Source organism: Neotamlana nanhaiensis, from assembly GCF_000943555.1.
Lineage (GTDB): Bacteria > Bacteroidota > Bacteroidia > Flavobacteriales > Flavobacteriaceae > Neotamlana > Neotamlana nanhaiensis.
This window is the reverse complement of the sequence record NZ_JTDV01000003.1, coordinates 331,758-357,726: the sequence shown is the minus strand read 5'-3', so window position 1 is coordinate 357,726 and position 25,969 is coordinate 331,758. Positions and strand designations below refer to the sequence as shown.

Here is a 25,969-nt window from a genome sequence, read left to right as displayed (position 1 = left end):
AAACATTGTGTTTTATTGGTTTTTACGCTAATTACTTGAAGATGTTTTAAACGAAATATGCTCAGGTAAAGCGGTATTATTTTCTTCGTTTGAGGTGGTTTCTAAAATGGCTTCTTCTTCCTGCTTTTTAAAGATTTTTTGAAGCAATTCTTTAAAGGTATCAAAATCGACATTATATGATACACCAACACCTTGTGTATACCCTATTCTATCACCAAAAGTCTGAATACTATTTTCGCGATTAAATACTTTTGCCGTAAGTGTTCCTTCATCATTTAAAAGGAAACTAATTTCTACATCGCCTGCCACAACCGTTTCGGTTGCGCCACCAACTGGGACACCAACTTTACCGTTTATAAGTACACGGTCGTTTAATTGCGTTTGTAATGTAAAACCAACTCTATCATCGGTTTGATAATCAGGTGTGTTTTGACCAGCTTCGTAATTTAAGCCTATGTTGAGTTTACCATTATTGTTAGAGAAAATACCGTTAATAATTCCATTTAAACGTTCGGCAATGGTACCTGAAAAATTCACTTCGTTTAAGCCTCTTGAAAAAGAACCTGTAGAAATTAAATACAAGGCTTGATTTTGTTTATTCTCATCAGAATCTAAACGATACTGAAGTTCTGATTTTATTGAAGAACTTACATTTGGAAAATCGAAGGAGAAAATAGGATCGAACTGCTCTAAGTTTCCGTTTAATGCAATATTAAGTTCAACTGGTATACTACGATTAATAGGATTATCGAGTAATGGCGATGGGTTTGCCTGAGTTTTATAAACAGCCAACATATCTATTGTAGCATCTAAAGGATCGCCTTCCCAAGCGATAGTTCCACCTGGTTGCACAATAAATTCCTTTTGAATAATACCACCATAAGCAAAATTATACACACCTTCAAATACGGCAAAATCGCCCCACATATCAAATTTTCCATTGGTATTAATTTCAACTAATAAACCGCCGTTTCCACGACCTTTTAATGAGTGGCCTGTGTTTTTGTCAATTATAATTTCTACTTCGGCATCTTCGGTAACATCTAAATCAAAATCGAGTTCTAAGCCTTTTATTTCTTCAAAAATAACCTCGCGTCCTTCTTTTTTAGCTTCTTTTTCTTCTTTTGTTATAAAATGAATATATGAATTGTCTCCAAACGATTCGGCATCGTTTAACGGAATTTTAAACACGGTTCCCTTTTTAGTTTCTGCAATAACGCGAATTACAAGCTCGTCGGTTGGCCCTTGTATATTAGCTACACCTCCAATAAAACCTGTACCATAATACAGTGATTCTTCGGTTTCCTTTGTATCTAAAATTAATAAATTAGAAGACGAAATATCTAAACCCAAACGCCATTTAGAAAAGTTTACATGACTTACAGAACCATTCAACCTTCCTTTTGAGCTATATTTTGTATCGGTTAAGCCTACATTGTTAAACACAAAAGATTGATCTTTTAAACTAAGCGATGCTTTATCGTTAAAAGCATAATCAACATTTAAATAAGGAATTCCTAAACCTGCATTTTGTAAAGTAACATCGCCATCGATACTTGGTTGTTTTAAATTACCCGAAACCCGAACTTCGCCAGTTACTTCGCCTCGAATATTAGACAAAACATCTTCTAACAATGGGTTTAAAGGATATAAATTAAACTTATTAAGCCCTAGAGAAACATCAATACTGGCTTGTTTACCACTTACATAAATATCACCTTGCGCTCTAAAGGTTTTATTCGTATCGTCTTTAATGGTAGCATCAACAACATAATTGGTTAACGATTCGTTTCCTGCAATGGAAGCATCAAACGAACCAAGTAAAAAGTCATTTATCTTTAAATCGTTAATAACAACGGTAGAGTTTGGTAAGTAACTGCCATTTTGTTGTAAAACATCTAACTTCCCGTTTACATTTCCTGCGAGTTTTAAACTATCAATATCTGGTGTTATTTTCGCTAAATCGACATTTGAAAAGTTGAGCTTAATATCTTTTTGAGTAGAATCTTTTAAAAATCCTGAAAGCTTAATTTCTTCGTTTTTGTGGTTAATTCTAAATTTATCAATATTAAATTTTGTAAACTTTTTATTGAAGGATACTTTATGAAAACGATCTTGATTTTCGTTAATATACCACTTATTATTTTTAATGGTTACATCGCTCTTTTTAAAACCTATAACCGATTCGTTTGCCTCGTTTATAGTGTGATAAAAACTTAAATTATAACTATCGTTACCTTTTTTACCACCATTAAATTCGCTGCGCATAAATAGCGTATCGTTTACCGTTACGTTAATCAAGTTAAAATCGGAAACATCATAAAATTTGGTGTTGAGTTTATCGATTTCAACATATGTGTTAAAAAGCGGGTTACTATTATCAACCTGAACTTCGATATTATTTGCTAAATAATCGGGAATTTTAATTTCGGGGGATTTAAAGGTGAGTTTAAACTTTTCTTCATTGCTTTCAACTTTACCACGAATAAAAGTATTATTTCCAAGTTCTAGTTCGGGGTAAAAAACCTCAACAATTTTGTTGTAAATATTAAAATGAAAATCGATGCTTTGGTTAGCTTCAACCTTGTACGGAATATAATTGGTGTAAATATAACCAATGGAGTTTTCGAATAGTTTCCTAATATCTTTCATTAAAAAATGCCCCTTTAACTCGCCTTCTATAATGTCTGGTGAATTAAAGGTAACATTACGTTCATTACCATTAAATCGTGATGAAATATCAAACTTATCGAATGTGTACGTGTCGTTTTCGTTTTTATAAGTTGTTTTCTCAAAAGTTATTCTTCCGTAAGCATCATCCAGATTACTGCTATTCATATTCATTTTAACACGACTAGAAAACTCTGAAATACTATCCCTTTTCACGAAGTTTAAGGTTTTTAAATCCGCAAAATCGACTACCGCTTCAAAATCGTATTTTTTAACAGTTTCAGAAAAATCTACAAGCCCGTTAAAATTCAATTTTAAATTAGGATCGTTAACAACTAAATTTCCATCAAATATCTTGTTTTTAACGGTGCCTGCTACTTTGGTGTTTTTATAAGGATAATTTTTATATTCAATTTTAAAAATATCGCCTGTTACTTGAGTATTTAACGTTTCAACTATAAAACCTTTACCATTAACATCGACATTTAGTGAACCTAAACCAATGGTTTCGTCATCTAAAAACGCCCCAAAATCGAAATCTTTAAAAATAACTTTGCCTTTATAATTGGCATTATCGATATCGTTAATTTTATCGATATTTAAATTGACATCTGCAAAACCTAAATCGGTAGTGATTGCGATATCTGCTTTTACAGCCGTAGAAGTTACTTGGGAATTTCCTGTAATAGTAAACACCCCAACATTATTAAAAGTAGACGGGATAGCATCGCCTAAAACATTTGGTAAAAGGGCTGTTAAATCTTTGTAAGTTGACGTTAAGTTTTCAAACTTGCCATCCATAACAAAGTTATGCGCTTCGGCATTAAATAAGTTTTTAAAACTTAAATTACCGTAAATTTTTGTTTTAGAGTTGGTGTTTAGTTTTAAGCTATCGGCTTTTAAATTGTTTAAAGTCCCCGATAAATTAGCACTAAAATTTGCTATTTGTTGTGTTCCAAACTCATTGTAAAATACATTAAGCTCATTTAAATACACACTAGAATTAGTAAAGTTAGCATTAACAAAAACCTTATCGGTAAAATATTGTAAATCTTCGCGCTTATAACTAAACTTTAAATCGCCATTAAGTGTAGAATTTGGGGTTTTTATTTGTAGCCTATTAAATGTCATACCCGTTAAAGTATAACCAAAATCGGTCATTAAATTTTTAACCTCAATACCTCTGCTATCTTTAAAAGCCAAAGTATTTATACGTGTACTTACATCGCTACCGTGAATTAAAAAGTTGGTAGCGTTAATATTTAAAGCATCAAAATGTAAAATTGTTGGTTGCTCTAAATTTTCATCAACAAGTTTAAAAACGCTATTGTATATAGAAACATCGCTTGAGGACAACAAAAAATTACCTGAGCTTGCGGTTGGGTTATCGTCTTCAAATTTTTCAACAAAAACATCTAAATTCGTTTTGTTCTCGCCTTTGTACTTTTTGATATTAAATAATAAATTTTCAATATCAATATCTCCAAAAACTAAATTTCCATTAGCTAGGTTTGTAAAGCTTAAAATGGAAGTATTAAGCTCTTTTATAGCTATTAAGGTATCTTTTTTATAATCTTCTACATAAATATCTTTAAGCTCTACATCGCTATTAAATTGCATGCTTATTCTACCTATGCTTATATTAGTTTTAAATTCTTCGTTCAAACGTTTTGTAGCGTATCTCCCTAATTTGGTTTGAACTGCGGGTACAGAAAGAATTAACACCAAAATGATGAAAAGCATAAGCAAAATGCCTACAATTTTATAAAATATTTTAAATGCTTTTTTGATACGCTTAAATTATAAGGTTTGTTTTAGAATAATTACATTTGTAATAACGTCGCGTTTACGTTTAAAACGCTAATATTTGTCAAAATTAACAATTATTATGCCTAATTTTTATTAATGGCTTCACAAAATATTTTTATCCTCGGAATTGAGTCGTCGTGCGATGATACTGCGGCTGCTGTAATACATAATGGTAACATTTTAAGTAATGTAATTGCTAGTCAAAAAATACACGAAGCTTACGGTGGTGTGGTTCCCGAATTAGCCTCGAGAGCACACCAACAAAATATTGTACCAGTTGTACATCAAGCCCTTGAAAAAGCGAATATTAAAAAGGAACAACTGCATGCCATTGCCTTTACTCGCGGCCCTGGTTTAATGGGAAGTTTATTAGTTGGTACCTCGTTTGCGAAGTCTTTGGCTTACGGGTTAAACATTCCGCTAATTGATGTAAACCACATGCAAGGCCATATTTTAGCACATTTTATAAACGAGGAAGGTTACAATAAACCACCTTTTCCGTTTTTAGCGATGACTATTTCGGGCGGACATACACAAATTGTTCGTGTTGATGATTATTTCGATATGACCGTAATTGGTGAAACTATTGATGATGCTGTTGGCGAAGCTTTCGATAAAAGTGGTAAAATTTTAGGTTTAGGCTATCCTGCTGGCCCCGAAATTGACAAACGCGCTAAACTTGGCAACCCGAAAGCCTTTAAATTTACAAAACCAAAAGTTGATGGGTTAAACTTTAGCTTCTCGGGTTTAAAAACAGCGATTTTATATTTTATTCAAAAGGAAACCAAAGCAAATCCTAATTTTATTGAAGAAAATCTTAATGATATTTGTGCTTCCATTCAATACACCATAATCGGTATTTTAGTTGATAAATTAAAACAAGCTTCAAAAGAAACTGGTATTAAACACATTGCTATTGGTGGCGGTGTTTCGGCTAACTCGGGTATTAGACAAGCGTTAAAAGACGGCGAGAAAAAATTTGGTTGGACTACCTATGTTCCAAAATTTGAATTCACAACCGATAATGCTGCTATGATTGCCATTGTTGGTTATTTAAAATATTTTGAAAAAGATTTTGCTGAAAATAACGTTGCCGCTTCTGCCAGATTGAAAATATAAACACCAATATTTGAAGTTATTAACAATATTTCTTAACAACTTATTACCCTTATAAAAACCCCAAATTCATTATCTTTTAATTTTGAAAAAGAATAACAAAACCTACAATTTTTCATGAAAAAAACATTACTTTTTTTAACCTTAACTGGTTTTACAACAGTTTTTTATGCCCAAACATCTACCGAAAAAGAATTAGCGCTTCTTGAAACCCCAGAACAAGTTGAAACATTTTTGGCCGAAAAAAAATCGAAAAAAAATAAGCTGATTACTTTTAACGAAGAAAAACACAAAACCATTTTAGCTAAAGAACTTTTTAAATTAGGTGTTGGTAGCACTAAAAAAACCGAAAATGAGTTTGAAACCACCTATTTTAAAATTATTAAGCGACATAAAAAAGTGTATCAAAGAGCCTCTTATATTTATTTAGATGGCAATACTTACGATAAAAAAAATCTTAATGATTTACGTAAACTCATTATCAACAAATACAACAATGGTTCAGCCTTCGATTTTTTAGCAAAACAATATTCAATGGATGGAAATGCTAACAAAGGTGGTGATTTAGGTTGGATTACTAAAGGTGATTTACACGAAGATTTTGAACCTTTTATTTTAGATGATCATCATGAAGTTGGCGAGCCATTTACCATCGATATTCCTAAAAATAACTGGTATTATGTTGCCATGATAACCGAGGAACCAAAAAAAATTGTTGAAATTGAAGTTTTAAAAATTGTTGAACAAAACTAATGCAACTTTTTTACAATCCAGACATTACCGATAGTACTACAGAATTCACTTTTAATAAAGATGAAAGTCGCCATATTGTAAAAGTATTACGCAAAAATATTGGAGACGCCGTACATATTACTAACGGTAATGGCTGGTTGTTTACTGCCGAAATTTTTGTGAGCAACATAAATAAATGTGTCGCTAAAATAATTTCGAAAACCTTCAATGAAAAACACAATTACCAATTACACCTGGCAGTTGCACCAACAAAAATGAACGATCGCTACGAGTGGTTTTTAGAAAAAGCTACAGAAATTGGCATTGATAGTATTACACCTATAATTTGCGACCATAGCGAACGTAAAGTGGTTAAAACCGAACGTTTTGAGCGCATTTTACAATCGGCGGTTAAACAATCGTTGCAGTGTTACATGCCTAAACTACATGAGCCTGTGGCTTTAAAAGATTTTTTAAATCAGGATTTTAAAGGCGATTTGTTTATTGCACATTGCGAAGAAACCGACCGAAAATCATTAAAAAACGAATTAAAACCTAAAACAGATATTACGATTTTAATTGGACCTGAAGGCGATTTTTCTACAAACGAAATTGAAGCAGCTATTAAAAACAAATTTATTCCCGTAACTTTGGGTGAAACCAGATTACGCACCGAAACTGCCGCTATTGTAGCTTGTCACTCGGTGGCTTTTGTAAATGAATAATATGAAAAAGCTTATTCTAATTTTTGCTTGTCACTTATCGCTTTTCACTTTAACAGCGCAAGAGTTAGCTGTTTTAAAATATAGTGGTGGCGGGGATTGGTACGGTAACCCAACGGCATTGCCAAATCTTATTGCATATTGCAATAAAAATATAAACACTAAATTAAATCCGAAGCCACAAACCGTTGAAGTTGGTAGTCCAGATATTTTTCAATACCCATTAATTCACATGACTGGTCATGGCTATGTGTTTTTTAGCGAGAGTGATGCCGAAAACCTTCGTAATTACTTAGTTTCTGGCGGTTTTTTACACATTGATGACAATTACGGCATTAAGCCATACGTTACGCAAGAATTAAAAAAAGTGTTTCCTGACAAAGAATTAATTGAGCTTCCTGCAAACCATCCTATTTTCAGTAGTGCCTTTAATTTTCCCGATGGTTTACCTAAAATTCATGAACACGACGGCAAACGTCCACAAGCCTTTGCTTTGTTTCAAGACGACAGATTAATGCTTCTTTTTACATTTGAAAGCGATTTAGGTGATGGTTGGGAAGATGCCATAGTGCACAACGACCCCGAAGAAGTTCGAGAAAAAGCCTTAAAAATGGGCGCTAATATTGTGAAGTTTGCTTTTGAGAATTGAAAATAGACTCTATTTATTTCGATTAGTGAAATTAAGATTCTAGAGTCAAGAATCAAGATTATTTTAATGAGATAACATAATTTTAAAATACAAATCTTCGACCATAACTCCTTACTGTCGCTGTTAACTGCAAACTGCTTACTGCCACTGAACACTGCCAACTGAATACTGAATACTAAATACTGAATACAAAGAATGCAACTCACCCACTATAACTCCAATTTTACCAAACGTAATTTTCCTATTACTTTAGTTTGCGATAATGTTACTAATGCGCCAAATATTGGTAGTTTATTCAGAATTTGCGATGCCTTTGGTGTTGAAAAGCTAATGCTTTGTGGTGATGTTATTTTAGGAAGACGTATGACTAAAACGTCGCGATCCACCGAAAAAGTCGTGCCTTTTGAAATTACTACTGATGCTTCAAAAGTTATTACGCCATTAAAAGAAACCCATCAAATAATTGCTTTAGAAATTACAGAAACCAGCACACCTATCCACACGGTAACTTTTTCAGCAGAAAAACCAATCGCACTTGTTATTGGTGATGAAAATTTTGGGGTTAATGAATCCATTTTAAATAGTTGCGATGCGGTAATTCATATTGATATGTTCGGACAAAATAGCAGTATGAACGTTGTACAAGCTACCAATATCGCGCTTTATGAAATGACTAAGCAACTTTTGTAACAAGTCACTTTATAATGCGTCTTATTTAAATGATTAGACCGTGTAAACGTGACTCCATTATACAAAAAGACAATAAAAGTGCAATTATTGATTGGCGTCTTGTTTTTCATTTTCAATCTAATTGAGTAATTTTACTTAATCAATTTTTAAAATTTGAACTCCAAAACCATATCAAACGGTATTTTAAGAGCTGTTGGCATTATTTTAGGTATTGCTTTACTTCTATTTTTTCTTTATAAAATACAATCGGTAATAACATATGTGGCTATAGCTGCCGTAATTTCGCTAATTGGTCGTCCGGTTGTTTTATTTTTAGAACAAAAATTAAAGTTTAAAAATACCATCGCTGTAATTGTAACTATGGTGCTTTTTTTAAGCATTTTTGCGGGTTTAGTTGGTTTATTTATTCCGTTGGTTGTAAAACAAGGGCAAAATTTATCACTATTAAATATTGATGAACTTCAAGGTAATATTGAAAATTTATATACCGAGATTATTACCTATTTCGATTTGCATCAAATAGATGTTGAACAGTCGCTTAAAGAATCGAATTTACTTTCAAAAATAGATTTTGCTTTAATTCCTAATTTTTTAAACTCCATTATAAGTGGTTTAGGCAGTTTTAGTATTGGCTTGTTTTCAGTATTATTTATATCATTTTTCTTTTTAAAAGATAGTCGTTTGTTCGAAAGTGGCCTTTTAACATTTATACCAGACGATAAAGAATCGCGTTGGAAAACCTCATCAACTAAAATAAAAGATTTATTATCGCGCTACTTTGTTGGCTTAATTTTTCAAATACTTATTCTATTCATTATTTACACCATTGGACTATTAATAATAGGTGTTGAAAACGCAATTGTTATTGCCTTTTTATGCGCTTTACTTAACCTAATACCTTATGTTGGCCCTTTAATTGGCGCTATTTTAATGTTAACGCTAACCATGACGAGCAATTTAGGCGAATCGTTTAGCGATTATATTTTACCAAAAACAATTTGGGTTTTTGTTGTATTTTTAGTTGGTCAGCTAATCGATAATTTTGGCTCGCAACCAATTATTTTTTCAAAGAGTGTAAAATCACATCCATTAGAAATTTTCTTAATTATTTTAATTGCTGGAATAGTATTTGGCGTTGTTGGACTCATTATTGCTGTTCCTGCATACACTGCAATTAAAGTGATTTTAAAAGCCTTTTTATCGGACAATAAAATTGTAAAAAAACTAACCAAAGATTTATAATTCCTGTTGAATTTTTCAATTTTAAATACTGAAATTCAATCGTTTATTGATGCTAATTTACAAACCGACATCAATACGCTTTTATTGAAAGGCACTTTGTTTGAAACTATTGATACCAAAACCTTAATAGAGCAAATTGAAGCTAAACTACGCTGCAAAAAAAAACTACCATCGTGGTTTAATACGAAACAGATTTATTACCCAAATAAGCTGAATATTGAGCAAACATCATCTGAAACAACCGCCAAATATAAAAGCGAATTAATTTCTGGTGACCGTATTATTGATATTACTGGCGGTTTTGGTGTTGACTGTTATTATTTTTCAAAACAGTTTAAATTGGTTACGCATTGCGAGCTTAACGAAACCTTATCGGATATTGTTACACACAACTACAAACAATTAACTGTAAGAAACGTTGAAACTGTTAAAATGGATGGTATTTCATATTTACAATCGAATAGTAAAACTTACGACTGGATTTACGTTGACCCATCGAGACGCCATGATACCAAAGGCAAAGTATTTTTCCTAAAAGATTGTTTGCCCAATGTGCCGTTGCATTTAGAACTACTTTTTAATCGCTCGAAAAACATACTTATTAAAACGTCGCCGCTGTTAGATTTATCTATTGGAATTGGAGAATTAAATCATGTAAAAAACATTCATATTGTTGCTGTAAACAATGAAGTTAAAGAGTTGCTTTGGGAACTCGAATTTGGTTATAAAGACGACGTCAACATTAAGACTGTCAATTTAAAAAGCGACAATAATGATGTGTTTAATTTTGTCTTAAACGCAGAAGCCCAAACCGAAGCTTCATGTAGCGAGCCGCAATCTTTTTTATACGAACCTAATGCTGCGATATTAAAGTCCGGCGGATTTAACATCGTTTCAAATCAGCTTAATGTTCTAAAGCTTCATAAGCATTCACACTTATACACCAGCGAGCATTTAATTGACTTTCCTGGACGTTCTTTTAAGATTGAACAAATTGTACCTTATAACAAAAAAGACATTAAAAAAATAGGGTTAAAAAAGGCTAATATCACCACGAGGAATTTCCCTGAAACGGTGAGTCAAATCAGAAAAAAATTCAACATAAAAGATGGTGGTGATTGTTACTTATTTTTCACTACCGATATGTATGATAACAAACTTCTGTTAGTGACGAAAAAGATGTAACACCCAATAAATCACAAGTTTTTCAAACCCTACAAGCATAAGCTTGAATAAAGAAAATTTTTAAAATACAACTCAGCATCTAATTTCTACAATTCGGTAACCCCAATTATAAAAGTCTGTTTTTCTGTTAGATATTTGAAGTGTCAAACAACATAAATCACTTTAAATTATGAAAACGCTAACAACAATCATCGTATTAACACTTTTAGTATTTTTTGGAAATGCTCAAGAATCCGAAGAAAAAGGACAAACCATTACCGTTACTATCGAAAATATAACAAACTCGAACGGGCACGTTATTATATCGTTACATAACGAAGCTACATTTATGAAAACTGCGCCTTTAAAAATAGAAAAAAGCGTTATTAAAGACGGCAAAATAACCGCTATTTTAAAAAACGTAACTCCAGGAACCTATGCAATTATTGGATTACACGACGAAAACGATAATAACCGTATGGATTTTGAAACTACAGGAATGCCAAAAGAATCATATGGCGTGTCGAATAACCCAGTGCTTTTTGGCCCGCCACAATTTGCTCAAGCTAAGTTTAATGTAACCGACCAAAACATTGAAATGAAACTTATATTTTAATTATATTTTGTTTTATTAAACCAACTACCAATAAAACTTAAATTAAGTGTAAGTTTATGATAATTTTCGGCCACTAAATCATTGTTTACTGTACCTTCGGTTCCATAGGAGTAAGCAATGTTTAGTTTGGCTCTATCAGACAAAGGTAAACCCAAACCTGCAGAGACAAAATAACTATCTATTTGGGTATCGGCAATAGTTAAAAAGCCCGTGTTATAGTTTAATCCAAATCTATAATCAACATTACTCCAATAGCTTTTTTTGGTAATAGGCGAATACTCTGCTCCAAAAGCATAAATGCTTTGGTTGGTATAACTTTCTTTATTAATGGACTGGTTGGTGTCGTTCCAATTCAATTTTGTAAAATCGAAACTAGTCGTTAAGGTATTATTAAAAGTAGATGTAACACCAAATCCGTAAGTTAATGGTAGCTCAAAATCGCCTAAATCGTAAGGTTCATCACTTTCAATAATCATATAAGTTCCAGTGGTTAAGGTTTTATTAGAACTTCTAAGCTGATTACCTTTTAAATGTGCTGGTAATTCTAAAACGCCACCAAGGTTTACATTTAAATTATCCTGTTTTAAAATATTATACTGTAAACCTGTTTTAAACTTAAAACCGCGGTACTGGTTTTCGTCAGTAATATTTACCAACGACTCATAATAAATATTACTTTCTTGGTTAATTGAACCGAAAAGATAGGTTAAATCGACACCCAACGACAGAGCCTTCGTAATATTAAAACCTCCTGCCACGTAAAATTTTGTTAAACCTCCAGAACCCGTAATTCTGTTTGTATACGATGTTTCGCTGCCTTCAATATATTGTTCTAAATCGATATCATACCCCACTTTAGTATATGGCAAAAGCCCAAAACTTAAGCCTAAATTTTTGTTTACAGGAAACGCCATAATAACATGAGATATATTAAAATCTGTAGTATTTTCACTTAAATAATTGGTTTTAATTGTAGAAGACATTCCGTTAATTCCAAACTCATACAAAAATGTTTTTAACTCAATTTGTCCTAAACTGGCTGGGTTATATAAGTTTATCTCTCCTGGTTTATTTTGGGCAATCCCAGTATTTCCTAAACCGGTTAAACCTCCGCTGGCCGTTTTATTTTCAACACCTAAACCAAAAATAGAATACGGCGTACTAGTATCGTTTTGAGCTGATACTAGATTAGTGATTAAGGTAAAAACCAATAATGCTTTTATTATCTTCATTTAAATAATTTTAATAGTTTAAGTAGGTTACTGCCAATTTTATAGCATTATTTCCATTTTCATCTAAGCGGTTAATTACAACACTATCCACCGTTTTATCGTAATCTTCAAATTGAATCATTAAGGCATAGTTTAAATCGGTTTCGGAGGTTAAAATGTTTTGTACAAATCCGCTTAAGTTTACCATGTAATATGTGTTTTGATTAAATTCATCTTCATCTGATGACAGTGTTGCATAGGCTTCAATTCCTTCTATATCGGTAAGCTGACTTACAATTCTATTTTTATGATCTACCACATAAACCACTAAAGATTCTTTTAAAAACTTCTTATCGCTATCGTTCTTAATTTCTGGAGCAAAGGTTAATTCGGCTTTTAAAACACTACTTGCATCAGAAAGTGCATTTAAAAGTTTTAAAGTCGGTATTTCAATACGCGCACAAATACCAACACCTGCTTGAGTAAAAATTTTATTGTTGGTTTCTTCACTAGAAATAGTGGTTTCATAGTTCTCGAAATGATTTAAAGGTGTGTCTTCTAAATTTGCAGAAATGGCATTAAATTGTTCGGATGCCGATGACACATAAAAACTTAACTGTTTGCTATTATCTTCACTGGTATCGTCGGTATCTTGTGTGTAAAAAATTCGCATTCCAGAATTATCATCAATAGTAGTATCTGATAAAAACTTAAACCCTAAAACATGACTATTAGCTGTCGTATCTGGTATTACAGTTAAGCCATTAAAATATCGTACGAAATCATCGGTAGTGGTAATATCTTTGTCCCTTATTTTTTCAAATAGCTCCTTTCCTAAATTATAATCTAAAGGAATATAAATAGAATCGGTAGTTGTATTGGGACGCGGAACAAAGGAAACTTCACCTAAAGCTTCTGCATCGTATTGTAATTTCGAACCGTTGTAAAAAGCATCATCATCTGTATCTGCTTCAAAATATTCTGTAACCCGATGCACTTTATAAGTTTGCACTTGGGTGGTATCGCCATAATAGTAGTTATCGTAGTGCAGCACCAACCCTATAGAATCGTAAACCGCCTCCGAACTTATTGAAAATACAGAATTCTTAACCTGAAAATACGATTGCGATATTAACTGTCCGAAATTATCATCCTGTTTACTACCTATTAAAATACGACTTGTACTTGAGGCTAAAAGCGAATCTAACTTAAAGGTTCCTGCATTAATAGTAAACGTATCAATAATTTTAATATTCACGTTACTGTCTATAAAGTCGCTACCAACAGGATAATTACTCACTTCGCTAGAGCAAGAACACAGTAACAACAACACTAAAGCGCTTAATAAATATATTCTCATATATACTTTTTAGCGCAAAACTATAAGGCTAATAAAGTCCATTTTTAAGCAAATAGATTAATGCCAGTATTTTATAGACCAATTTGTAAAATTTTTGTTAAAATACTAAAAATCAGTTAATTAAAAAATTAGTCGATAGTATTGCATAGAAAATAGATAAAAAAGCCTCGTTCGTCTATTTTGTAGTAATTCGGTAATTGATTGCCTATAAGTTTGTGAAAAATTTAAGCCTTAAAAAAGAATAAAAACAAATTTAAACGCATGAAATTAATAAAAAAGTACCCTTCAATTTTAATGCTATTTATAGCAATATTATTTGTGAGTTGTAATAATGATGATGACTCCGATGAATACGGAAACTGGGTAGAAAGCTCAACTTTTGATGGCGATTCTCGAGGAAATGCCGTTAGTTTTACCATTGGTAATAAAGGTTATTTAGTTACAGGATATAATGGTGACGATTACTTATCGGATACTTGGGAGTACAACTCAGATGATGATTATTGGGTTAAAAAAGCCGACTTTCCAGGTATAGCTCGCAGTGGCGCCGTAGGTTTTGCAATTGATGGTAAAGGTTATATTGGTACAGGCTACGATGGCAGCGACGAACTTAGTGATTTTTGGGAATACGACCCAAGTACTAACCAATGGACTCAAAAAGCGAACTTTATTGGTTCTCCTCGTTATGGAGCTATTGGTTTTGCAGTTAATGGTTCCGGCTATATTGGTACAGGTTACGACGGTAGTGAACAAAAAGACTTTTATAAATATAACCCAACTACAGATGCTTGGGAACAACTTGTTGGTTTTGGTGGCGAAAAACGCCAAAATGCTTCAGTGTTTGTAATAAACGATGTGGCTTATATTGGTACAGGAACAAACGATGGCGCTATTGAGTATGATTTTTATTCCTTTGACGGTACCACATGGACTAAGCTAACCGATTTAGATGATGATGATTTAGATGAAGACATTATTTTTTCTAGCAGTATTGGCTTTGCTTTAAATGGCAAAGGCTATTTTGCTACTGGCTTACAAGGCGCTCTAACAACGCAATGTATGGAGTACGATCCTGCAACCGATACTTGGGATGAAAGACCAAATTTTGAAGGTTCGGCAAGGCAAGACGCTTCGTCATTCTCTTTCGATGATAAAGCTTATGTACTCATGGGACGTAGCAGTAATTACTACTTTGATGATGTTTGGGAATTTAGACCAAACGAACTTGAAGATGAAGATGATTAATTAAAAAATATATAGAGTTGTTTTTTTGAAATAAGGTTGGTAGTTCGAAATATGTTAGATATTAGTTAAGGAGTCTCTCACATTAAATCCAACCTTATTTTTATAAAAACTATAACACCTTATTGGCATCTTTTTAAGATGTGCAAAACTTATTTTTGGCAAAACTTAACTTTGAACAACTTAAAAAAAATACCAGTTTTTGTATTCCATATTTTAATATGGATCTTTTTTTTGGTTATTAGCACCAGTCAAATCTATTATAAAATTGGTGTAATACCACACGACTTTATAATTCGGTATTGTATATTAATACTCGCCTTTTATTTAAATTATAGTCTATTTGTTCCACATTTATTGTTAAATAAAAAAACAGTATTATACTTTACGGTTTTAATTTCGTTTAGCTTCTTTTTTACCTACCTATTAAACGATATTATTCCTAAACCACAATTTAAACCTTTAAATTTCGACCTAAAAAATCCACCAAATTTACCGCATCCAGATAACGAACCTTTCTTTTTTAACTTTAGAGGATTTTTTCCTTCTGGCGGGTTATTACTACTAATATTTGCATTAAGTACAAGTATAAAACTGGGTTTTGAATGGTTTAAATCGGAAAGACAACGTGTAGAAATTGAATCGGAAAAGGTAAACTCAGAACTTTCATTTTTAAAAGCGCAACTTAACCCGCACTTCTTATTTAACTCGCTAAATAGTATTTATTCGTTAGCTCACAAACAGTCGAAAGACACCACAAATGCCATAGTTATTTTATCGGACTTAATGCGATATATGATTTATGAAGCCAACAAAGCATTAGTTCCGTTAGAAAAAGAGATAGACTACATTAAAAATTACGTATCGTTACAACTGTTACGATTAAAAGATTCTAGCAATGTTAAAATTAATGTTCATGGCGATTTAAAATATAGTATCGAGCCACTTTTACTTATTTCATTTATTGAAAATGCTTTTAAATACGGAACTGATTTTACAGGTAAAACCAATGTTTGTATTAAAATTCGAATTGAAAACGAACAGCTCAATCTGTATGTATTTAATTCGGTAAGTCATCAGCAACCAAAAAGTGAAGACTCCGGTGTTGGCTTACAAAACATTAAAAACCGATTGCATTTATTATACCCAAATCAGCACCATTTAGATATAAAAAATGATAAAAAAAGCTACGAAGTAAATCTAACCCTAAAACTAAAAGCCTTATGATTTCTTGTATAATTATAGACGATGAACCTTTAGCACTAGAGCTTTTAGAAGATTTTATTTCGAAAATTGATTTTTTAAACCTCATTGCATCGTGCTCAAATGGTTTTGAAGCAACCAATATTTTACACAGCAATAAAGTCGATTTAATTTTTACTGATATTGAAATGCCAAACTTTTCTGGAATCGATATTATTAAATCTCTTGATTATAATCCGCATTTTATTTTTACAACCGCCTATTCGCATTATGCCGTAGAAGGTTTTAACCTTAATGCCATCGACTATTTGGTTAAACCCATTCCGTTTCATAGGTTTTTAAAAGCTGCCACACGAGCACAAAGCATCATTACCGAAAAACAAGAATTTGCAACTCCAAGTATTGAAAAACCAAGTAACGAACAGGAGTTTATTTTTGTAAAATCGGAATACGAAAACCTAAAAGTGAACATAAACGATATTAGATATATTGAAGGTTTAAAAGATTATATTAAAATTTACACCCATAAAGAAAAGCCTATTTTAACTTTAAATAGCCTTAAAAAGTTTGAAGAAAAATTAAGCAACAACTTTATTCGTGTGCATAAATCGTTTATTGTATCGCTAAACCATATACACTCGGTGCAACGTAACCGTATTGTTATAGACGAAAAATGGATTCCTATTGGAATAAGTTATAAAACCGAATTTTTAAAACGCATCGATTTTTAAACAAAAACGCAACCAAACTTAAATTAAGTAAGGCTGCGCTTTTTACTATTAACAACTCTATTTATCTATTTTAACATCGTTTTGATGTCATGCTGAACTTGTTTCAGCATCTCAAACAGTTAATTTTAATTAACGAAAGAGCTTGACAACATCGTTTAGCTTAACCAAGCTTTCATCATCCAAACGGTTTTTTCTTGTTCGGTAATAAAATCACTCATCATGGAGTTAGTACCTTCGTCGTTTGCATCGCCCGATTTATCTAAAATATCTCGTTCAATTTTCAACAATTCGGTTAACGAATCAACAATTAATTGTACTGCTTTTTCATCTTGTGAAATATTCTTCCCAACAGGCACTTTTCCGTGGTTTGTATAATCTTCAAAAGTGTGTAAAGGGGTTTCACCTAATGTTAAAATACGTTCGGCAATTTCATCAACTTTCACATTGGCATCGGTATAAAGCTCCTCAAACTTTGCGTGTAAATCAAAAAAACGTTTTCCTTTAATATTCCAATGAATACCTCGTAAATTCTGATAATAAATTTGAAAATTTGCTAATAAATCATTTAAATCGTTAGCTAAATCTTGAGCTTTTTCTGTATTTAATCCTATACTATTTAATATCATTTCTATATTTTGCTTTAATTTAGCTACAAATTTATCTTATAATAAACTGTTAATTCGATAAATTTTATTGATAGTTTTTATATTTTTATAGCCTAAATTGATTTAAATGACGATTACACAATTATACTACGTTTTAGCAGTTGCCGAAAACCAAAATTTCACTAAAGCTGCTGAAAAATGCTTTGTAACCCAACCTACTTTAAGTATGCAAATACAAAAGCTTGAAGACGAGCTTGATGTACAAATTTTTGATAGAAGTAAAAAACCCATAGAGCTTACCGATGTTGGTAAAAAAATAGTAATACAAGCCCGAAATATTGTAAACGAATCGTATCGTATACAAGACATAGTAGACCAACAAAAAGGATTTATTGGTGGCGAATTTAAGTTAGGCATAATCCCAACCGTTATGCCTACGCTTTTACCTATGTTTTTAAAGGCATTTATAAAAAAGCACCCTAAAGTAAAACTTAAAATTGAAGAGCTTACCACCGAAGAAATTATTACCCGCATAAACGATGGGCATTTAGATGCCGCTATTGCTGCAACGCCTCTCGAAGAAGAAAACATTAAGGAACGTGCCTTATTTTACGAACCTTTTGTGTGCTACATTCCGCAAGGTCACAGATTACATGGTAAATCTAAAATTGAAATTGCCGACTTAGATATTGATGATATGCTGTTACTTGAAGACGGACATTGTTTTAGAGAAGGCGTTATTAATTTGTGTAAAGCCTTTAAAGATCATACAGATGATGAGTTTCAATTAGAAAGTGGTAGCATTGAAACTTTAATTAAACTCTCAAATGAAGGTTTAGGTATGACACTACTACCCTATTTACACACTTTAGACATGCGTGAAAACGAAAAGAAAAACCTGCATTATTTTAGCGAACCATCACCAGCTCGTGAAGTCAGCATTATTTTCCATAAAAGTGAATTAAAAATGCAGATTATTGAATCGTTACAAGAGGTTATTGCTGGAATTATTAGAGGCGCCATCGCATTTCAAGATGTAAAAATTATTAGTCCTATTCATAAAAAATAGATCTTATTTAGCCACAAATACGCGAATAGATTAATTTATTATTAAATCGTTGAATAACTCTAATATCTAGAAGCGCAGCGGTCTATAATCTTTTATCTAATAACAATTAATCTATTCGCATACGGGTGGTTTAAACTATAATGCAAAATTAAAATACAGCGATAATCGGTTTTTAGATTTCACATTACCTCCAAATAAATTTTGAGAAACAGGCAAGGTATAATTAACTCCAAAAATGCATCGGTTTACCACAAACTCGGTGCCTAAACTTGAGTTTAAAATGGCTCCATTAGTATCGTTTATAGTTTCTCCATATTGCTCAATTTTATTGAAAACGTCTCCCGAAACTCCTAAAAAAGGCATTATCATTGCTTTTTTAACTGCAAATGCCGTAAAAAACTTAGTAGCGTAACTAAACTGATTTCCAAATTTGTATTCGTTTTTATTTTCACCTTTTAGGTAGTACGACAATAGGGTGTTTACTCCAAATTTATCCGCCGCATAATTGTAGCCTAGTGAAAATATAGCATCTAAACTTCCTGTACCAACTTGAAATCCAGGATTTACTCTATCAACTAAAGCTTCTTCAAACTTACCTGTTGGTAATTTTACACCTAAACCAAATTGTAGACTATGTCCAGAATTTTCTTTTTCCGTAGCTTCAAATTCTTCATTTGAAACCTTCTTATAAAAAGGCAATTTATACCAAGCAATTATACTGGCATCTCCTATGCCATTTAAATTTTCATTGGTATCATTTAAACTTCTATTTAAATCTTGATATGGCACATTAACACTTACATAAAAGGAGGTATTAATAGGAACTTGAGCCCATAATTGATAGGTATTAAACGTTTCTTTACTTACTGGCGAGTTGGTAAAAACACCATTTTTAGACTCAAATTGCTGATTAATATAACGCACACCAACAAAATTTGCATTATTTAAAGTGCCAAAACCAAAACTTCCACTTCCGGTAGAGCAACCACATAAATCGCAATCGAAATCAAATTCATATTGAGAGAAATAAGACGTTGGCGGATCGATAGTTGAAGCTTGACTTAAACTTACAAGTAATAAGAACAATATAGTAATGAGATGAATTAATTTAATATTCTGAGAATCGTTCATCGGTTAAAAATTCGTTATCGGTTAAGGTTTTTAAAAAGGCTATGATGCTTTCTTTTTCGTAAGCAGAAAGTGAAATTCCTAAAGTACCATCGTTTCGTTTAAAAATAGGATCTACATTACCATTATCTACCATTCCAGAATCGTAAAAATCTAGCACCGCTTCAAGCGTTGCAAAACGACCATCATGCATGTATGGAAACGACTTTTCTACATTTCGTAAACTCGGAACTTTAAACTTGTAAATATCATTTGGATTTTCAAAAATATCATATCTACCAAGGTCATTAAGTCTTGGGTTTACAGATAAACCATTATTTCTATAAGATTGATCAGTAAACAAATCGGTAGCATGACAGGAAGCACATTTGTTATTAAATGTTGCTAAACCATCAAGCTCAATTTGTGTTAGGGTTACGCCATCTTCAGCTCTAACATGCTTATCGTATTTTGAGTTAGACGACACCATCATTACCATAAATTGCGATAATGCTTTTAGTAAGTTTTCACTATTTATGGCGCCATCTTCAAAAGCTTTTTTAAACTGATTTTGGTAATAACTATCGGCTTGTAATTTAGTAATTACATTACCCACAGTTTCTCCCATTTCTAAATCACTTGTTAAAGGAATAACAGGTTGTAAATCGAGATGTGATGCAGCACCATCCCACATAAATTCGCTTTGGTAAGCCAAGTTTTGCATGGGTTGTGCATTTCGAGTGCCAATACCACCATTAACTCCATGACTTACCGTATGCCCATGATGCGTAAATGCAAAGGCCTGTTCATGGCAAAATGCACAAGGAATAGCATTGTTTGCTGATAATTTACCTTCGTAAAACAAACTTTTACCAAGCTCGAAACCAGCTTCGGTAACCGGGTTGTTTTCTAAATTATAAACAATATCTGGAAAATTTGAAGGTTGCTCTACGTTTAAGTATACAGGTTGATAGGCTATTTCGGTATCATTTTTTGTACAACCCAAACATAAAAGTAACCCCAAACTTATTAGGATTTTAAATTTCATTTTTGAAAGAAAAATTTAAAGTCTGCTAAAATATTTAAGCTTTTAGCAGACTTTTAAAAAATTACTCATTATGCACGTGGTGCACACTAAACATACCTTTGGCATTATTAGCGATAACCCCAGTAGTTGTGGCATCAACATGAACTTGGGCATAACCATCATCGAAACTTACCGAAGTTTCACCATCAAATAACTTTGCAATATCGGCAACCACATGAATTTGTGGCGATTTATCTTCGCGAACAACCACCGTATTTGGTAATGATAGCGATATCTCGTTGTAATTATCAACCGAAGTCCCAACACTTCCCATGTGAATATTTAAAGCTTCATTGGTAACTGTGTTCGACGAATAGGTTCCGTCTAGCCTTGTAAAACGGTAACCTGTTGCCCAAGACCACATCATCCCTTCAGCTTCTGCTGTTGTTAAAAAATTGCCTTGACCTTCCGCTCCTAAAGCATAACGATCTTGATCGATACCTAAACCAAACGAAATATTAGTATAATTTGCAGCATCAACCTCATCGAGGGTTACATAAATTTCACCAGCATTATTAGCATTGGCTTCATTTATTATAAATACATTTTTTTCTGAAGGATACATAAACGTATTACCTTCATCATCAGTTAAAGCAATATTACTTATTAAATATTTTAATGTTGAAAGCTGAAAACTTTCGTTATTAGATTTTGTGTACGACGTACCGAAAATAAAATCTTGGTCGCCAACACCGTTATCGAATTTAATAATTAACGTTCCTGTTTGTCCTGCTAAGTTTTCAGTGTTATCGTCTTCGTTTGAACATGAAGAAACCATCGCGCATAATAATAGCGCAAATGATATTTTTAAAATTTTCATTTGTTAAATTTTGAATGTAAACAGAATAATCCTCTCTAATTTTTTAAGGATTAGCCTAATAAAAAAATAGATTAATTGCGAAAACTAAGTGTATTAGCTTTCAAATAAAAAAATGAAAATTATACAATGGGTGGTTTTAAAAGAGAAGAATTATACGCGTAACCGTAATTTCGCACATAAAAAGATTGATTTTTTTTAGCCTTAAACAAAACCACAGATAAAAGATTAAAAGACGACTGGTTTTGATAAAACACTACCGAAAATAATTCAGAAAACAACTTAACACCATTGTTTTTCTCGTCTTTCGTGTCATTTTTTTGTAACTGCTTTGCTAGATGACATTTACCATTACAAGCCATTTCAACCTTATCTTTATTAACACAATAATTTTCTATAATATAATCGATATTTACTTGATAATACATCAAATAACTCAAGTTATATATAGGTTTAGCCATAAAGGCTAACAATAGTGTTATTAGTACAATGTTTTTCAATAGCCAATAATAAGGCTGCAAATTTAGCGAAGTTTACCGTAAAAATTAAACAAAGCATTAGGCAATTTTCCAAAAAAATAAAAGCGACCAAAATAGGTCGCTCTTACTATGGGTTTAAATAAATTAGACATTGATTTAGTTCAGGGTTTTGTTGAACAAGCTTGTTAATAAATATTCTAAGCTCTTCTAATTCGTAAGGCAACAAACGTTGTGCAGCCTTTTGTACTTCCCTGCAAAATAAAGTGGCGTCAAAACTCACTTTGTTAAGTACAACCTTAGTGTACTCAAGCATTGCTCTCGGCATTTTTTTTAGGTTTTTTGGTTTAAAAGTAGATTTGTTTTATAGTAGTTTGGTTTAAATTATGTTCACTAATTTATAAAAATTTATGTAAATTCTATTAAATAAATTCACAATTAACATTTCAATAACTTTAACGTAATTTTAAGACCGAATTCATAATTTTTAACATTTTTTTTGGAAAATTAATAGATTTTATCGTAATATGTGACCTCTTAATAGCAATAAGTGTCTAACTAAAACAACTAAGAACTAATTATTAACAATTTCCCCTACAAAAATTATGAAACTTATAACATTTCTCTCTAAAAGCTCATGGTTTTTACTACCCTTTATTGTGTTTTCTCAAACTGGACCAGGTGGTGTTGGTACAAACGATGGCACTTCTAATCTTATTATGTGGTATAGACCAGATAGTGGATTATCGGTTTCTGGAACGAGTATTGATAGTTGGGAGAATTCTGCCGGAGTTGCTGCTTTTGACCTAACAAGTACAACTACGGAACGACCAACATTAGAAGCTGGCGCTAATAATGGTTATAACGAGATTAGTTTTAATGGAACTAATAAATTATATACAGGGCTAACCCTTACAAGTGCAAATTTTATAACAAACCAAGCATCTTCATTTCTGGTAACTAGAGCCGATAATACTTGGCAAACATCATGTGTTTATACTACAGATCCATTAGTAGGAAGCACAAGATTTACAACTCATATTCCTTGGAGTAATGCTGTTTATTTCGATATAGGAACTTGCTGTAGTCCTGATGCAAGACTAGAAGTTAGCGGACTAAATTTTACCGATTATTCCATATGGTCTTATGTTGCTAATCCTGCCACAGGGAAACAATTATACCAAGATTTAACACTATTGCAAGATCGTGCTAACACCACGAATTACACCTCGTTTAGTTCGCAACGATTTAACCTTGGTGGCTATACAACTGGATCGAATGGATTTATGGGAGATATCTCTGAAGTCATTATTTTTAAAGAAAAGGTTAACATGGCACAACGTATAATTATAAATAATTATCTGGCTGCGAAATTTAATAAATCTTTAACCAGTACCGATTTTTATAACAAAGATAACCCTGGTAACGGCAATTTCGATCACCATGTAGCAGGTATTGGGCAAGCAACCGATGGTAGTAATCATACAGATTCTCAAGGTACCGGCATTGTTAGAATTAGTAATCCAAGAAATCTTGATGACAACGAGTTTTTGTTTTGGGGAGAAGAAACCGCTAACCCAACCTATAATTTTAGCACAAATACAGTTAATTATACCGAACAATTAAATTCTAGATGGCGCACTTCCAGACGAGGTAATCCTGGGCGAGTGGATATTGCTATCGATATAAGTAATTTTGATTTATCAAGAAAACAAGCCTGTGTTTCACTAGAATTAGTTATTGACAATAATAGTGATTTTTCTTCGCCAGATGACGTTTACCCTTTAACCATATCTGGTAATACTGCTTCGGCAACAAATATAAGAATGCGAGCAAATCGCTATTTCACCATTCGTTACACCGATCAAATTGTATGGGACGGCACAACATACTTTAATGGTTCTGGTCCTATAAACGATCCAGATGCAACCGATTCCTGCTTAAAACTAACGGTTAAAGCTGGTGGTATAGCTACTCTTACAGCCAATGCACATGTTCGAGAAATTGAAGTTGAAAATAATGCCGAATTACAGGTTAGTGATGGTATTTTAATTGAAGCCGAAAGCGAGGTAATCATTAATACCAACGGCAATTTAAATTTATTAGGGGAAGCACAACTTATACAAAATCATACTGGTTTAAGTAGTAATTCTGGCGATGGTAACTTAATAATTAGGCAACAAGGTACAGCAAACCAATATAATTATAATTATTGGGGTTCACCAGTAAACCAAAGTGGCTCATGGCAAATTGGTAATCTTGAAGATGCCAATGGCACAATAACGTTTACTGCTGGTAATAACCCAAATTCAGCGACTGTACCAATTACTTTAAGTAGTAAATGGCTATTTTGTTTTAATAATACTTCTGGTAATTATTTTGGCTGGAAAAAACTAGCAACAACAACAAACATATTGCCTGGTACAGGTTTTACAATGAAAGGTTCTGGTGCTGGCACTTCAGATCAAGAATATGTTTTTAGAGGAACGCCAAATAGCGGCGATTACACCTTTAGCATACCTGCTAATTCTGAATTTTTGTTAGCCAACCCATATCCGTCAGCAATTGATGCATATACGTTTATATTAGACAATATTTTAGTTTTAGACGGACCACTATATTTTTGGGAATCGTTCCCAACAAACAGTAGTCATTTTTTAAATAACTATCAAGGAGGTTATGCTACATTAACTTTATTACTATCTCTACCTGCTGTTGCAGATTTATCTGGACTTACTAGTGGCACGGGAACAGCAAGTAAACCAGCTCCTACACGATATATTCCTGTTGGGCAAGGCTTTTTTGTGAGAAGTCTATTAGGTGGAAATTTTGGCTTTAATAATGCCCAACGTGAATTTGCTAGAGAATCGTTAAATGAAACTGTTTTTTATAGATCAGCAAACAAAAAATCAGAAATCGACAACCGATTAAAACTATGGTTTGCTTTTGAAACACCAACTAAATATGAAAAAACAATTGGTTTAGGCTATGATAAAAACACAACATATAATTACGATAAAGGATACGACGCAAAAATTTATGATGATTTTAATGATATAGTTTACTGGAATACCGATAATAACGAAAAATTACTTGTTCAAAGTTTACCTGAGTTAAATCGAGATGATAAATTAGCATTGGGATTAAATATTACAACTGCGGGATTATATAAATTAAAGTTAAGTAAGTTTGAAAATATGCCCGAAGATTTAAACGTTTTTTTGTTAGATGATATTAATAAAACGTATCAAAAATTAAATGATAATACAGCTGAAATTTATTTAAATTCGGGTGACGATCAAAATCAATATGCCATTGTTTTTAAAGAAGATAGCACCTTGGGTTACCAAGAATTTGATAACGCTCAAGCCTATGTTAGTTATAACAAAACTACTGAAACTTTACAATTACACATTAACGAGCCTATAAGTGAAATCAAAAACTTTCAGATTTATAATATTATTGGTCAAAATGTACTGAGTATTAATAATCCGGAAAATAAAACGATTGGGCTATCAAACTTTGAAAGTGGTGCTTTTATTTTAAAAGTAACGTTTAAAAACAAACCTGAAACGGCGACTATAAAGTTTATAAAGCCTTAAATAAAAAACCATCTGTTTGAAAATTTTAGTTTCAAACAGATGGTTTTAA

22 protein-coding genes are annotated in these 25,969 nt (G+C 32.4%); 13 read left to right on the top strand and 9 right to left on the bottom strand.

Translation table 11 applies throughout. The features are described 5' to 3' along the window. Positions 1 to 27: 27 nt before the first annotated feature. Positions 28 to 4,335 carry a translocation/assembly module TamB domain-containing protein gene (locus PK35_RS07045; RefSeq protein ID WP_238320897.1) on the bottom strand — a complete coding sequence of 1,436 codons (4,308 nt, stop codon included), beginning with the start codon at positions 4,333 to 4,335 and terminating at the stop codon, positions 28 to 30. A gap of 240 nt (positions 4,336 to 4,575) precedes the next feature. On the opposite strand from PK35_RS07045, the gene tsaD reads away from it, so the two are divergent. The 8 genes from tsaD (at position 4,576) to PK35_RS07005 (ending at position 11,410) form a co-directional block, all read left to right on the top strand. Then, entirely contained in the window at positions 4,576 to 5,598 is a 1,023-nt protein-coding gene (gene tsaD / locus PK35_RS07040; RefSeq protein WP_044625981.1) for a tRNA (adenosine(37)-N6)-threonylcarbamoyltransferase complex transferase subunit TsaD, read from the top strand. A 114-nt stretch (positions 5,599 to 5,712) separates the two neighbouring features. Continuing rightward, positions 5,713 to 6,348 carry a peptidylprolyl isomerase gene (locus PK35_RS07035; protein ID WP_044625980.1) on the top strand — a complete coding sequence of 212 codons (636 nt, stop codon included), beginning with the start codon at positions 5,713 to 5,715 and terminating at the stop codon, positions 6,346 to 6,348. After that, positions 6,348 to 7,052 carry a 16S rRNA (uracil(1498)-N(3))-methyltransferase gene (locus PK35_RS07030; RefSeq protein ID WP_044625979.1) on the top strand — a complete coding sequence of 235 codons (705 nt, stop codon included), beginning with the start codon at positions 6,348 to 6,350 and terminating at the stop codon, positions 7,050 to 7,052. The genes PK35_RS07035 and PK35_RS07030 overlap by 1 nt, the downstream gene beginning before the upstream one ends. A gap of 1 nt (position 7,053) precedes the next feature. Continuing rightward, positions 7,054 to 7,698, top strand: a complete 645-nt coding sequence (locus PK35_RS07025; RefSeq protein ID WP_044626076.1) for a DUF4159 domain-containing protein — start codon at positions 7,054 to 7,056, stop codon at positions 7,696 to 7,698. A 195-nt stretch (positions 7,699 to 7,893) separates the two neighbouring features. Next, positions 7,894 to 8,388 (top strand): TrmH family RNA methyltransferase, encoded by a 495-nt coding sequence (locus tag PK35_RS07020; protein WP_044625978.1) that lies wholly within the window; start codon positions 7,894 to 7,896, stop codon positions 8,386 to 8,388. 153 nt (positions 8,389 to 8,541) lie between these two features. Next, positions 8,542 to 9,630, top strand: a complete 1,089-nt coding sequence (locus PK35_RS07015; protein WP_044625977.1) for an AI-2E family transporter — start codon at positions 8,542 to 8,544, stop codon at positions 9,628 to 9,630. 6 nt (positions 9,631 to 9,636) lie between these two features. Continuing rightward, the gene (locus tag PK35_RS07010) at positions 9,637 to 10,815 is read left to right on the top strand and encodes a THUMP-like domain-containing protein (protein WP_044625976.1); all 1,179 of its coding nucleotides are present in this window, start codon (positions 9,637 to 9,639) and stop codon (positions 10,813 to 10,815) included. Between the two features lie 169 nt (positions 10,816 to 10,984). Continuing rightward, positions 10,985 to 11,410: a DUF2141 domain-containing protein gene (locus tag PK35_RS07005; protein ID WP_044625975.1), complete on the top strand. Its 426-nt coding sequence runs from the start codon at positions 10,985 to 10,987 to the stop codon at positions 11,408 to 11,410. Here the strand turns inward: PK35_RS07005 and bamG are convergent. Together bamG and PK35_RS06995 are read right to left on the bottom strand one after the other, a co-directional pair. Then, on the bottom strand, positions 11,407 to 12,642 hold the full coding sequence (gene bamG / locus PK35_RS07000; RefSeq protein WP_044625974.1) for a BamG family beta-barrel-assembly machinery protein: 1,236 nt from the start codon (positions 12,640 to 12,642) through the stop codon (positions 11,407 to 11,409). The genes PK35_RS07005 and bamG overlap by 4 nt on opposite strands. Before the next feature lie 10 nt (positions 12,643 to 12,652). Then, entirely contained in the window at positions 12,653 to 13,981 is a 1,329-nt protein-coding gene (locus PK35_RS06995) for a DUF4270 family protein (RefSeq protein ID WP_044625973.1), read from the bottom strand. Between the two features lie 261 nt (positions 13,982 to 14,242). Between PK35_RS06995 and PK35_RS06990 the strand changes: the two genes are divergently transcribed. The 3 genes from PK35_RS06990 to PK35_RS06980 all read left to right on the top strand — a co-directional run bounded on the left by PK35_RS06990 (position 14,243) and on the right by PK35_RS06980 (position 17,157). Further along, a complete protein-coding gene (locus PK35_RS06990; RefSeq protein ID WP_044625972.1) occupies positions 14,243 to 15,226 on the top strand; it encodes a Kelch repeat-containing protein in 984 nt (327 codons plus the stop codon). Between the two features lie 354 nt (positions 15,227 to 15,580). Then, positions 15,581 to 16,450: a sensor histidine kinase gene (locus PK35_RS06985; RefSeq protein WP_157841060.1), complete on the top strand. Its 870-nt coding sequence runs from the start codon at positions 15,581 to 15,583 to the stop codon at positions 16,448 to 16,450. Then, positions 16,447 to 17,157, top strand: coding sequence for a LytR/AlgR family response regulator transcription factor (locus PK35_RS06980; RefSeq protein ID WP_316930168.1), 711 nt, complete (start codon positions 16,447 to 16,449; stop codon positions 17,155 to 17,157). Before PK35_RS06985 ends, PK35_RS06980 begins: the two co-directional genes overlap by 4 nt. Before the next feature lie 155 nt (positions 17,158 to 17,312). Here the strand turns inward: PK35_RS06980 and PK35_RS06975 are convergent, their stop codons facing one another. Further along, complete coding sequence (locus PK35_RS06975) at positions 17,313 to 17,783, bottom strand: Dps family protein (RefSeq protein ID WP_044625970.1); 471 nt, start codon at positions 17,781 to 17,783, stop codon at positions 17,313 to 17,315. Between the two features lie 106 nt (positions 17,784 to 17,889). Between PK35_RS06975 and PK35_RS06970 the strand changes: the two genes are divergently transcribed. Further along, on the top strand, positions 17,890 to 18,831 hold the full coding sequence (locus PK35_RS06970; RefSeq protein WP_044625969.1) for a LysR family transcriptional regulator: 942 nt from the start codon (positions 17,890 to 17,892) through the stop codon (positions 18,829 to 18,831). 135 nt (positions 18,832 to 18,966) lie between these two features. Here the strand turns inward: PK35_RS06970 and PK35_RS06965 are convergent, their stop codons facing one another. The 5 genes from PK35_RS06965 to PK35_RS17860 form a co-directional block, all read right to left on the bottom strand. Next, the gene (locus tag PK35_RS06965; RefSeq protein WP_044625968.1) at positions 18,967 to 19,962 is read right to left on the bottom strand and encodes a transporter family protein; all 996 of its coding nucleotides are present in this window, start codon (positions 19,960 to 19,962) and stop codon (positions 18,967 to 18,969) included. Next, positions 19,940 to 20,986, bottom strand: coding sequence for a cytochrome-c peroxidase (locus tag PK35_RS06960; RefSeq protein WP_044625967.1), 1,047 nt, complete (start codon positions 20,984 to 20,986; stop codon positions 19,940 to 19,942). Before PK35_RS06960 ends, PK35_RS06965 begins: the two co-directional genes overlap by 23 nt. Positions 20,987 to 21,047: 61 nt before the next feature. Further along, positions 21,048 to 21,845 carry an MbnP family protein gene (locus PK35_RS06955; protein ID WP_044625966.1) on the bottom strand — a complete coding sequence of 266 codons (798 nt, stop codon included), beginning with the start codon at positions 21,843 to 21,845 and terminating at the stop codon, positions 21,048 to 21,050. A gap of 119 nt (positions 21,846 to 21,964) precedes the next feature. Continuing rightward, positions 21,965 to 22,303 (bottom strand): hypothetical protein, encoded by a 339-nt coding sequence (locus PK35_RS17145; RefSeq protein ID WP_131474399.1) that lies wholly within the window; start codon positions 22,301 to 22,303, stop codon positions 21,965 to 21,967. Positions 22,304 to 22,448: 145 nt separating this feature from the next. After that, positions 22,449 to 22,646 (bottom strand): hypothetical protein, encoded by a 198-nt coding sequence (locus tag PK35_RS17860; RefSeq protein WP_044625965.1) that lies wholly within the window; start codon positions 22,644 to 22,646, stop codon positions 22,449 to 22,451. A gap of 277 nt (positions 22,647 to 22,923) precedes the next feature. Here PK35_RS17860 and PK35_RS06940 point away from each other — a divergent pair, with 277 nt between their 5' ends. Continuing rightward, on the top strand, positions 22,924 to 25,920 hold the full coding sequence (locus PK35_RS06940; protein ID WP_082048540.1) for a T9SS type A sorting domain-containing protein: 2,997 nt from the start codon (positions 22,924 to 22,926) through the stop codon (positions 25,918 to 25,920). The last annotated feature ends 49 nt before the right edge of the window (positions 25,921 to 25,969 follow it).